Source organism: Clostridium sp., assembly GCF_036639235.1.
In the GTDB taxonomy this organism is placed as follows: domain Bacteria; phylum Bacillota; class Clostridia; order Clostridiales; family Caloramatoraceae; genus Clostridium_AB.
This window is the reverse complement of sequence record NZ_JAVWJB010000020.1, coordinates 11,100-23,164: the sequence shown is the minus strand read 5'-3', so window position 1 is coordinate 23,164 and position 12,065 is coordinate 11,100. Positions and strand designations below refer to the sequence as shown.

The window sequence follows — 12,065 nt, the reverse complement described above, 5'->3', positions numbered from 1 at the left end:
AAGATTGAGGGAGCTGTAGAGTCTACACGTGGAGAAGTGCTTATGGAGGGGGATGATGTTGTTAAGGCTTTTTTCTATTCAAGTAATGGCGGAGTTACTGAATCCAGTAAAGATGTATGGAATTCAGAATTTTCATACCTTTTATCCCAAGTAGATAAATTTGATACTGATAAGTGGACACGGGAACTATCTACAAAGGACATTGATAAAATCCTAAAGAAAAAGAGATACCTTAAGCATCATGAGGAGTTTGCTAGTATAAAGGATGTTGTTAAAGGTGAAGGAGGACGTGTTAAATCACTTATTCTTAATATAAAGCAACAAAATAAAGCAGTTAAGAATCTAGTTATTGATAGGGAAGGCACTAGAATAGCCCTAGGGCTTAAGAGTAATTATTACAATATAACATTTAATAAATCATCATCAACTTATACTATTATAGGAGGTGGATTTGGGCATGGAGTAGGACTTAGTCAACTAGGTGCTAAGAATAGAGCCTTAAATGGACAGGGTTATAGGGATATATTAAGTTTTTATTATAAGGGCACAAATATCAAAAAAATCCCATAATACTTCAAATTATTTCCCGGAAAATAAAATCTAATATTTTATGTAAAAATATTAGATTTACTATAAAGTTTTAATTATACTTGTAGGTTGTTGACTCTACATGAGATGTTTAATATAATTATGGCATAATTCACTCGAAAGGGGGTGAAAATAAAAAGTGGTAAGAAAACTAACAGCTTTATTATTAAGCTGTGCAATTACAATGTTAAGCTTACCTGTATCAGTAGTATCAGCGAGTACAATTGCAAACCCAGATATTATTAAAGTAGGACTGAAAAGTGTTCAGTCAACTAGTCTAAGTGTCAAATTAGAAGGTCACTATAAAGTGAATGGGGTTCCTATGGCAGATAAAAGCCTAGGGTTTTCTGCAAGTAGCGGAAAAGTTTTATTTGAAGGTAAAACATATTCAGAGGTTACATTAGAACCGATTGTTTCTTCATCTAAGGTAGCGATAGTTAACGGGGGAAAGACCTGTAAATATAGTGGGGTAATCACTATGAAAGTATCAGATAATAGGATACTACCAGTCAATTATATTGACATGCAAAGCTACCTAAAGGGAGTTCTTCCCCATGAGATTTCAAACTCATATCCAATAGAGGCTATTAAGGCCCAAGCAATTACATCAAGGACATTTGCACTGAGAAACCTTAAGAAACATGCATCAGAAGGAATAAATGTATGTGACACAACTAACTGTCAGGTATATAAGGGGGAAAACTCTGCCTATAAAAACATCTCAAGAGCAGTAGATGAAACAAAAAACATGGTTGTAACAAGTGGTTCAAGCCTAGCTAGTGTTACATTTGGAGCTAGTAATGGAGGCTATACAGAGTCATCCCTAAATATATGGGGCTCTTTCTATAACTACCTGTTAGTGCAGGAAGATAGTTTTGATAATAACCCTTGGCCAGAAAGTAAGGTATATACTACTGCACAAATGGATTCAATGCTAAAGAGTAAGGGACTACTTGGAAGTAGTGATAAGTTTGTCAAAATAGGGGAGATAGTTAGAAATAGTAGTGCTAGAGTTGCTGAGATGGAGGTTGTTTATACTTCGTCGAATGGTAGACAAGCATCAAAGATGCTAAATAAAGAACAACCTAGAACTGCTTTTGGTTTAAGAAGTATGTCATTTGATATTAACCAGTCTGGAGATAAGTACACTTTTAGTGGAAAAGGATATGGACATGGAGTTGGAATGAGTCAGCTTGGAGCTAAGGCAAGAGCTGAAAAAGGACACAATTATAGTCAAATTCTAGGGTTTTATTTCCCTAATACTAAAATAGAAACATTAGCTGTTACGGAAGGAGAAGGACCAACTCTTCCACCTATTAGCCCAGGACCAACTGACCCTACACCGCCTGAAATAACTGGCGAGAAAATTATAGCTCAATATGGAACAAGAGGTTCTGTAGTTGAGAAAATCCAATCAAACCTTAATTATTTAGGTTACTCTGCAGGAATAGCAGATGGAGTATTTGGAAGAAATACTGAGAATGCAGTTAAAGCATTCCAAAGGGCAGAGAGGCTAAAGGAAACAGGTATAGTTTATGAGTCAACTAACATACTACTTCAAAAGAAGGTAGATGATAAGGAAAATCAAGGCTCAGTTAATACAGATAAGGTAATTGCACAAAAAGGATCAAGATCAAACATTGTAAAAGAAATTCAAAGTGATCTTAACTTCCTAGGCTACTCTGCAGGAATAGCAGATGGTATTTTTGGAAGTAATACTGAACGAGCAGTTAAGGACTTTCAAAAGTCTATAGGTCAAAATCAGACCGGTATAGTGTACCAAAGTACATATGATTTACTTAAAAAGAAGGTAAATGAAAAGAAGAGCTCGTCAGTAAGTACTGTTATAGCTAAGATAGGTAGTAGAGGACAAGCTGTATCAAATATACAGGGTCTTTTAAATAGTAAAAAACATAATGCTGGTAAGGCGGATGGAATATTTGGAAAGAATACTGAAAAAGCAGTTGTAAGCTTCCAAAAGGATAATAATATTAGCGTAACAGGGGTTGTGGATAACACAACATATGATCTACTTAAAAAATAATTGAGAAATAATTTAAACACTAGTGTAAAACAACCATTTAAGATATCCTCTTAAATGGTTGTTTTGTTTTATGTGTATAATAATTGAAAATAAGTAAATAATCAATAATAGTGATTTTAATAATGTATGAATATTCGTCAAAATAGTAAATAATTAATTTTGATTTGACATATAATGGATAATTATATTGTATTACTTTTACTATATGAAGTATAATAAGGAAGTAAAAGTGTACAAGACAGAAAGGATGATACATATGAACAGACATGTGAATCAGATTCTCCTTGCAATTTTAGATGTTATATTTGTTAATGCAGCAATATTTGCGTCTTATCTTGTAAGGTTTTCATGGGAAATTCCAGATGTTTATCTAGATACATATTATAAGTCTTTTATACCAGTGTCAATTATAATGATTATTTCATTTTGGTTTTTTAGACTTTATAAAAGCGTATGGAGATATGCAAGCATTACAGAACTTATGTATATAATTATGGCGGTAGCAGTAGGTTCCTTTGGTTCATTAATATATGGTGTATTTGTAATAGATAGAAGATTTCCTTTAAGTGTTTATTTTATGATGGCAGTATTTGTAATGGTATCCTCAGGAGGAATTAGACTGTTATCTAGGGTAATGTCAAGTATAGATATACTTCCATCAAATGCAGGTATTAAAAGTAAAAGAGTTATAGTTGTTGGTGCGGGAGATGCAGGTGCTATGGTAGTTAAGGAAATGAAAAAGCACCCAGAGCTTGGATATACACCTGTTGCATTAGTTGATGACAATAAGTCTAAAATTGGAGGTCTTATTAATGGAACTCCTATTGTTGGAACAAGAGAAGATATAGGGACTATTGTTAAGAATAGAGATATAGATGAGATACTAATAGCACTTCCTTCAATTAGTAATGAAGAAAGACGTAGCATTATGAAGATTTGTAGTGAAACTGGAGTAAAGCTTAAAACACTTCCAGGTATATATGAGCTTATTAATGGAAAGATTAGTATTAATCAGATTAGAGATGTTGAAATTGAAGACCTTCTAGGAAGGGATCCTATAGAACTTAATCTTGATTCTATAGCAGGATATCTTACAGATAAGGTAGTTCTTATAACTGGAGGAGGAGGCTCAATAGGGTCAGAACTTTGCAGACAAATTGTTAAGTTTAACCCAAGAAAGCTTATTATCCTTGATATTTATGAGAATAGTGCATATGATCTTCAAATGGAACTTAATTTTAAGTATCCGAAGATATCGAAGGAGGTTGTTATAGCATCTATTAGGGAGAAGCATAGACTAGAAGAGGTGTTTGAGAAGTTTAGCCCTGAGGTTGTATTCCACGCAGCGGCACATAAGCATGTACCTTTAATGGAAGCGAATCCTAAGGAAGCTATTAAGAATAATGTAATTGGTACATATAATCTAGCAGTTACGGCTGATAAGTATAAGGTTAAGAAGTTTGTATTAATTTCAACTGACAAGGCTGTTAACCCAACTAATATCATGGGTGCAACTAAGAGGATGTGTGAGATGATTATACAATCAATTAACAAAAAAAGCGAAACAGAGTTTGTTGCAGTTAGATTTGGTAATGTTCTAGGAAGTAATGGTAGTGTAATTCCACTATTTAAGAAGCAAATTAAAGAAGGTGGACCTATTTCAGTTACCCATCCAGACATTAATAGATATTTTATGACTATTCCAGAAGCTGCCCAGCTTGTTATACAGGCAGGTTCAATGGCTAAGGGTGGAGAGATATTTATACTAGATATGGGAAGCCCAGTTAAGATTGTAGACCTTGCAAAGGATCTTATAAGACTTTCAGGATTAGAACCTGGACGTGATATTAAGATTAACTTCACAGGACTTAGACCTGGTGAGAAGCTTTACGAGGAGCTTTTAATGGATGAGGAGGGTATTAGCAATACTACCCATAGAAAGATATTCATTGGAAAGCCTGGCCAGTTTGATTTTGAGGATATAACTACTAAGGTTAACATCTTAAGAGACTCACTTGATGGTGAGGAAGAGGCTATATTTAATTTAGTAGAAAAGATAGTTCCAACCTATAGCAGAAAAAAATAAAAAATAGTTTAATTTTTGTCAAAGTGTTTGACGTTGAATTAAACAACAAGTATAATTTTGTAGAAAGTAGAAATTAATTATATTTACAAACTTATAAATAGTAAAAGTTTTGAGGAGGGTATAAAATGTCCACAAGAGATAGCTTAATGAAAAGAATTCAAGATAGAACAGCTGTTATAGGTGTTGTAGGTCTTGGATATGTTGGACTTCCACTAGCAGTAGAAAAAGCAAAAGCAGGATATAAGGTTATTGGATTTGATGTTCAGCAATCAAGAGTTGACCAAGTTAATAGAGGTGAAAATTACATAGGAGATGTAGTAGATTCAGAACTAAGTGAACTTGTTGCAAGTGGTATGATTGTTGCTACAACTGATTATGCAAAGATAGCAGAAGTTGACGCTGCATCAATAGCAGTTCCAACTCCTCTTGATAAATATAAGCAACCAGACACTTCATATGTTGTTGCTTCAACTGAAAGTATTACAAAGTACCTACATAAAGGTATGCTTGTAGTTCTTGAAAGTACTACATACCCAGGAACAACTGAAGAAGTTGTTAAGCCAATACTTGAGAGCACAGGCCTTAAGTGTGGAGAAGATTTCTACCTAGCTTTCTCACCTGAGAGAGTTGACCCAGGTAATAAGATCTACAAGACTAAGAACACTCCAAAGGTTGTTGGAGGAATTACTAGTGATTGTACAGAAATTGCTGCACAGCTTTACAGAAATGTACTTGAGGGAGAGATATACACTGTATCTTCACCAGCAGTTGCAGAAATGGAAAAAATCCTAGAAAACACATTTAGAAACATAAACGTAGCACTAGCTAACGAGATGGCAATACTATGCTCAAGAATGGGTGTAGATGTTTGGGAAGTTATTGATGCAGCTAAGACTAAGCCATACGGATTTATGGCATTCTACCCAGGCCCAGGACTTGGTGGACACTGCATTCCGATAGACCCATTCTACCTAACTTGGAAGGCTAGAGAATACGATTACCATACAAGACTAATCGAAATTTCAGGAGAAATTAACGATTACATGCCAGAATTCGTAGTAGAGAAGGCTGGAACAATACTTAATGACGAATTTAAGAAGCCACTAAACGGATCTGATGTACTACTTGTAGGTGTAGCTTACAAGAACGACATTGATGACTTAAGAGAGTCACCTGTATTTAAGGTAATAGACAATCTTAAGAAAAGAGGAGCTAATATTCTTGTTAACGAGCCATTCGTACCAGAATTTAGCTATGATGGAGTTGACTACAAGTCAGTAGAACTTACTCCAGAAACTCTTTCATCAGCAGATATTGTTATAATTACAACAAACCACTCATGCTATGACTACGAGTCAATCGTAGCTAATGCTAAGGTTGTATTCGATACAAGAAATGCAACTAAGGAAGTTGTTAATAACAGAGAGAAAATTCGTAAGTTATAATTATATAAGACTTTTTATTACTAAGGAATATCAGGATAATGTCTTGGTATTCCTTTAGTAGTAATTTAAGTTTGTAGTAAGGGGATGGCGAAGATGTTATTCATGAAATTTGTAATCGTTTTATCCCTATTTTGTTTATCATGTTATTTATTTCATAGGGCAAGCACAACCCTGAATCCTGGAAAGCTTAATATAGTTTCATATGCATTTTACTTGTTTGTAATTCCATCATTTATTGGGGCAAGTTTAGTGTATCTAGGATGGGATCAGCATTATATGATAGCTAAGATAACTGATAAGGACACAATAGGAAAAACATATTTTTTAATATCAGCAACAGCTATAATCCTGCCCTTAGCAATGATTGTTTGGGCTAAGCTATTTAGGGTTAATACAAGGCTTGAGTATAACCAGTATCTAGAAAGAGAAACAAATAATGATGGAGAAAAATCCATATTTGTAGTTACACTTCTTGTGGCTATTGTTTGCCTGTTCTTTACAGGCTTAATGTTTGTAAAAATGGGAAGTATACCACTACTTGATTTAGTTTTAGGGCGAGATGGTTCACATATTAGTGCAGATAGAATCGCTATCTCTACTGGTGGTGGAATGAATCAATATGTAAGAAACCTAGTTGTATTAACATTTACACCTATACTTTCTTATTTAGCATTTGTTTTTGCACTTTCAACTAATAAGAAGAGATGGTATACACTATTTTCTGTTTTATTTGTAGCATCAGTATTTATTAAAACATATAACTATGCAAAGTCACCACTTGCATTTTATATATTTGCATTTGTTATTATCTACATAGTAGTTAGAGGAAGTATACCTATAAAGAAGCTAGCAGTTGTTGTTGGAGTCTGTGGGTTTACAATACTTTTTATGTACTTTAAAAATGGATTTTCACTATCTCAAATGTTTGATATATATAATGGTCCACTTGGAAGAACGTTGTTTACCCAGGTTGGGACATTGTTCCTACACGTAGATCTTTTCCCACAGTATATACCTTTCCTAGAGGGAAGAAGTTTTTCACCAAGTATACTAAGCTTATTTACTGACGGATGGGAACACTTTAGATCAGGACTTGTAACTATGCACTTCTACGCACCGGAGAAGGTAGTAGAGGGAATAGCAGGGGTTATGAATACATTATTTGTAGGTGAAGCATATGCTAACTTTGGAATGAAGGGTGCATTACTTTCAATTGTTTATGTAGGATTTGTAATTAAATCAGTATTATTACTTCTTATAAAAACAAAAAAGACTCCTATAAATATAACGATATACATTATATTAACAACACTACTTGTTAATGCAACCCAAGGTGGATTTACAGACTTTGTTTATAATTCATCAATTATATTTAGTGTTGCCTTTGTACTAATTATTAAGGTAACAGCAATTTATGTAGATAAGTTTAAAGTTCTAGACAGAATTAACGTAAGCGATAAACTAAAATAATTTGGAGGTAATTATGGCTAGATGTATTTTTCATATTCCTTTTTATATAGGCTCAGATAAGCAGCCATCAGGGTCACAAATAAGACCTATGAAGATGATTGCCGCATTTAAGAAAATAGGATATGAAGTTGATGTTGTTTCAGGATATGCAGCTGAAAGAAAGCAGAAAATAAACCAAATTAAGGAAAATATAAAAAATGGGGTTAAGTATGACTTTTTATATGCGGAAAATTATACAGAACCAACTCTATTAACAGAAAGTCATCATCTTCCTACAAATCCATTCCTTGATTTTGGATTCTTTAAGTTTTGTAGAGAAAGCGGAATCAAGATAGGGTTATTTTATAGAGATGTTTATTGGAAATTTGATATATATAGACAAAGCGTTGGAGCACTTAAAACAGCAGTAGCAACTGCATTTTTTAAGTATGACCTTAAAAAATATAATCAGCTTTTAAACGTATTATACTTCTCAGATGATAAGATGTATGAATATCTTCCCTTTGATTTTAAGGGAGAAATAAAGGAGCTTCCTCCTGGAATTGATACATCACTTAGGGAAGCTTCTAAGGTTCGTGCTATTGAAGATAACGGTAAGCTTAAAATATTCTATGTTGGAGGCATTGGAGAGCTTTATAACATGGAAAAACTTTTTGAAGCTGTTCATAATACAGAGAATGTATATTTAACTGTATGTTGCCGTGAAGGTGAATGGGCTACTTGGAAAAGTAAATACGAAAAATACCTTAATGATAGAATTGAAATTGTTCATAAGTCAGGTAAGGATCTTGTTCCTTATATGGAAGGTGCAGACCTACTTAGCCTGTTCTTTGAGCCAGTTGAATATAGAACTATATGTGTTGGTGTTAAGATGTATGAATACATGACATACAAAAGACCACTACTTTCAACTAAGAATACCTCAATGGGTAAAACAGTAGAAAACTACGGTATAGGATACAATATTGAATATTCAACTAAGGATTTAGAAGAGCTATTTAAGAGCCTTCTAGAGAACAAACTTCAACTTAATGAAAAGGTAAACAAAATAGAAGAGATTTTTGAAGATCATACTTGGGAAGCTAGGGCTAATCAAGTAGCTAAAGATCTTTCATAATACGAGGTGAATAGGATGAGTAAATTAAGATTTGCAATTATCGGTTGCGGAAGAATTTCATATAAGCACGTTGAGGCTATTTTAAACAACAATGAAGAAGCAGAGCTTGTAGCTGTTTGTGATGTTGTTGAAGAAAGAGCAAATGACAAGAAAAATCAATACCTAGAAGCAAACAAAGAGGCAGTTGTAAATGTATATACTGACTACAAAGAGATGCTTCAAAAGGAAAACCTAGATGTTGCAACTATTGCAACTGAAAGTGGATACCATAAGGATATTGCAATTGATTGTATGAATGCTAAGGTATCAGTAATCGTCGAAAAGCCAATGGCACTTTCAATTGATGATGCTAACGAAATGATTAAATGTGCAAAGGATAATTCAGTTAAGCTTTGTGTAAGTCATCAAAACAGATTTAATAAGGTTATACAGGACCTTAGAGGGGCTGTTGAAAAGGACAGATTCGGAAGAATAGTTAATGGAACAGCAAGAATTCTTTGGAACAGAAACATGGGATATTATGAGCAGGCTCCATGGAGAGGAACATGGGCTCAAGATGGTGGAACACTAATGAACCAATGTATTCATAATATAGACCTACTTCAATGGATGATGAATTCAGAAGTAGATACAGTATATGCACAGTGTGATACCTTCCTAAGAGATATTGAAGCGGAAGACTTTGGTGCTATAGTAGTGCGTTTCAAAAGCGGTGCTATAGGAATAATCGAGGGTTCAGCATGTGTTTACCCAAGAAACCTAGAGGAGACTCTAAGCATATTTGGTGAAAAGGGAACAGTATGTATAGGTGGTCTTGCAGTTAATAAGATTGAAACTTGGAAGTTTGAAGATGCTTCAGAAAACGAAGAGGCAGATATTTTAAGAGCACAAGAGGGAGACCCAGATTCAGTTTATGGATTCGGACACACTCCATTATTTAAGGATACAATTGATGCTATTCGTGAAGACCGTGAGCCACTTGTAAATGGAGAAGAAGGTAAAAGAGGTATGGCAATTATTCTTGGTGCTTATAAATCAAGACTTACTGGAATGCCAGTTAAATTCCCACTAGAAAACTTTGCTTCAACAGATATGGCTTCAGTTGAAAAAATCAAAAAATAGATTTTTAGGAGAATAAGATTATGAAGTGTATTTCAGAAAGCGCTAAATTAGGAAGCAACCTATCAATTGGAAACTTTGTGGTTATAGAAGATGATGTTGTAATCGGTGATAACTGTATTATTGGTCACAATGTTGTAATTCACAAGGGTACAGCAGTTGGAAATAATGTAAGAATTGATGATAATACTGTTGTAGGTAAAGAGCCTATGAGAGCTGTTAATAGTATATTTAAGTCAGATAAAACATACTCACCTTGTATTATTTCAGATGGATGCCTAATAGGAGCAACTACTGTTATATATGTAGGAAGTCAAATAGGTGAAAAAACCCTAATAGCTGATATGGCAGTTGTTAGAGAAGATACTACAATAGGAGAAAAAACTATTATAGGTAAGGGTGCAACAATCGAGAACTTCTGCAAAATAGGTTCAAATGTTAAAATCCAAACCAATGTATACATAACTGCTTATTCTGATGTAGAGGATTATGCCTTTATAGCACCTTGTGTAGTTACATCTAACGATAATTACGCAGCAAGGGATAAGGAGAGATTCAATCACTTTAGAGGTGTTACAGTTAAAAGAGGTGGAAGAATAGGAGCTGGTGCAATTATTCTACCTGATAAAACAATTCATGAAGAGGGTCTTGTTGCAGCTGGAAGTGTTGTAACACGTGACGTTGAAAGAGAAATGATAGTTTTAGGGTCACCTGCTAAAAACTTTAAAAAGGTACCTAAGGAACAACTTCTAGAAAATCAATAGTACTTCAAGGAGGGGAAGCATGGGTAATTTAATGAACAAAGTTAAGAACCTACTTAAAAACAAAAAAGTAATAGTAGCAATATGTGTTGTAGCGATTTTAGCCCTAAGTGCTATTTTTGCAACTTTACGTAAAGAGGAGCCAGTTCCTATATATAATGACGTTGTTATTGAGTATAAGGACAAAAACCTTGAAAAGGCTATGAGAGAGATAATTAAAAAGCCATTTGGTGATATATATGTACATGATGTTTCAACAATCAAGACACTTGATTTATCTAAGAAGAACATTAAATATATAAATGGACTTGAGCATATGTACAATCTAGAAAGTCTTAATCTTTCAGAGAATAAGATAGATGATATAACACCGATTAAGGACCTTAAAAAAATTGAAAACCTATTCCTTGGAGTTAACAAAATAAAAGATATAACACCAATTAAAAACCTTACAAATATTAAGGATTTGAGAATTAATAACAACGACATCCTTGATATAAGCGTTGTTAATGGCATGAATAATATAACTAAAATTGAATTAAGTAGAAATCACATAGATGATATTACACCTGTATTATCACTTAAGAATCTTAAGGAAATTTCAGTAGCACATAATAACCTAGGTAATGTAGATAAGCTATATACTATGGAATCATTAATGACACTTAATATTTCAGGTAACAGCTTAACTTCAGTAAATGGTGTAGAAAAACTTACAAACCTTACACAGCTTAACGTTTCAGGAAATGCAATTGTTGATATTACTCCTATTACAAAGCTAACATCACTTAAAAAACTTGATATTAGCGATAATAGGGTTCGTAGTATTGAGGGTATAACTCCACTTGTAAACCTTGAATATCTAAGTGTTGCTAATAACTTTGTATCAGATATAACTCCTATAAAGGGCTTTAAAAACCTTGAGATATTATCTGTTGTTAATACAAACGTTGTTAATGTATCAGTAGTTAAGGATCTTAAGAAGATTAATGAGCTATTCCTTGATAAGAATACTGATAGATCAACTATTCAGCACTTAAACGGTAAGCTTAAGAATTCAGATGTTTATACTAAGTCAGAATTCCTAAATAAGGAGATATTCTAAAGGAGGAGTCACTATGAGAATTTGCTATTTAGCAGATGCATCAAGTTCCCATACTAAGAAATGGTGTAAGTATTTTAAGAATCTTGGATATGATATTCATGTTATTTCCTTAAATAGTGGGGAAATAGAAGGGGTACAGGTACATAGCCTTGGAATAGATAGTAGTAAGGTAGCCTACGGAGGCCTACTATCTAAGGCTTCATATGTATCAAGAATTTTAACTATAAGAAAATTAGTTAAAGAAATAAACCCTGATATTCTTCATGCTCACTATGCAAGTAGTTATGGACTTCTTGGTAGCCTATGTGGGTTTCATCCTTATGTACTGTC

At 33.8% G+C, this 12,065-nt stretch carries 10 protein-coding genes; all 10 read left to right on the top strand.

Annotated features, from left to right (window positions below):
- Nucleotides 1-570: SpoIID/LytB domain-containing protein (locus RR539_RS06595; RefSeq protein ID WP_332500277.1), on the top strand; the 570-nt coding region annotated here is incomplete at its 5' end.
- Nucleotides 571-727: 157 nt separating this feature from the next.
- Entirely contained in the window at nucleotides 728-2,632 is a 1,905-nt protein-coding gene (locus RR539_RS06590; protein WP_332483533.1) for a SpoIID/LytB domain-containing protein, read from the top strand.
- A 256-nt stretch (nucleotides 2,633-2,888) separates the two neighbouring features.
- Nucleotides 2,889-4,718, top strand: a complete 1,830-nt coding sequence (locus RR539_RS06585) for a nucleoside-diphosphate sugar epimerase/dehydratase (RefSeq protein ID WP_332483532.1) — start codon at nucleotides 2,889-2,891, stop codon at nucleotides 4,716-4,718.
- 125 nt (nucleotides 4,719-4,843) lie between these two features.
- Complete coding sequence (locus RR539_RS06580) at nucleotides 4,844-6,163, top strand: nucleotide sugar dehydrogenase (protein WP_332483531.1); 1,320 nt, start codon at nucleotides 4,844-4,846, stop codon at nucleotides 6,161-6,163.
- A 93-nt stretch (nucleotides 6,164-6,256) separates the two neighbouring features.
- Nucleotides 6,257-7,633 (top strand): O-antigen polymerase, encoded by a 1,377-nt coding sequence (locus RR539_RS06575; protein ID WP_332473161.1) that lies wholly within the window; start codon nucleotides 6,257-6,259, stop codon nucleotides 7,631-7,633.
- A gap of 13 nt (nucleotides 7,634-7,646) precedes the next feature.
- On the top strand, nucleotides 7,647-8,750 hold the full coding sequence (locus RR539_RS06570) for a glycosyltransferase (protein WP_332483530.1): 1,104 nt from the start codon (nucleotides 7,647-7,649) through the stop codon (nucleotides 8,748-8,750).
- 15 nt (nucleotides 8,751-8,765) lie between these two features.
- Complete coding sequence (locus tag RR539_RS06565) at nucleotides 8,766-9,872, top strand: Gfo/Idh/MocA family protein (protein ID WP_332473163.1); 1,107 nt, start codon at nucleotides 8,766-8,768, stop codon at nucleotides 9,870-9,872.
- Between the two features lie 20 nt (nucleotides 9,873-9,892).
- The gene (locus RR539_RS06560; protein WP_332500276.1) at nucleotides 9,893-10,633 is read left to right on the top strand and encodes an N-acetyltransferase; all 741 of its coding nucleotides are present in this window, start codon (nucleotides 9,893-9,895) and stop codon (nucleotides 10,631-10,633) included.
- 19 nt (nucleotides 10,634-10,652) lie between these two features.
- Complete coding sequence (locus RR539_RS06555; RefSeq protein ID WP_332500275.1) at nucleotides 10,653-11,735, top strand: leucine-rich repeat domain-containing protein; 1,083 nt, start codon at nucleotides 10,653-10,655, stop codon at nucleotides 11,733-11,735.
- 13 nt (nucleotides 11,736-11,748) lie between these two features.
- The coding region (locus tag RR539_RS06550; RefSeq protein ID WP_332483527.1) for a glycosyltransferase at nucleotides 11,749-12,065 on the top strand (317 nt) is incomplete at its 3' end.

Bases quoted from the DNA above. Each gene is read 5' to 3' on its own strand.
- RR539_RS06585 (WP_332483532.1), top strand. From the start codon at position 2,889: ATGAACAGACATGTGAATCAGATTCTCCTTGCAATTTTAGATGTTATA.
- RR539_RS06580 (WP_332483531.1), top strand. From the start codon at position 4,844: ATGTCCACAAGAGATAGCTTAATGAAAAGAATTCAAGATAGAACAGCT.
- RR539_RS06575 (WP_332473161.1), top strand. From the start codon at position 6,257: ATGTTATTCATGAAATTTGTAATCGTTTTATCCCTATTTTGTTTATCA.
- RR539_RS06570 (WP_332483530.1), top strand. From the start codon at position 7,647: ATGGCTAGATGTATTTTTCATATTCCTTTTTATATAGGCTCAGATAAG.
- RR539_RS06565 (WP_332473163.1), top strand. From the start codon at position 8,766: ATGAGTAAATTAAGATTTGCAATTATCGGTTGCGGAAGAATTTCATAT.
- RR539_RS06560 (WP_332500276.1), top strand. From the start codon at position 9,893: ATGAAGTGTATTTCAGAAAGCGCTAAATTAGGAAGCAACCTATCAATT.
- RR539_RS06555 (WP_332500275.1), top strand. From the start codon at position 10,653: ATGGGTAATTTAATGAACAAAGTTAAGAACCTACTTAAAAACAAAAAA.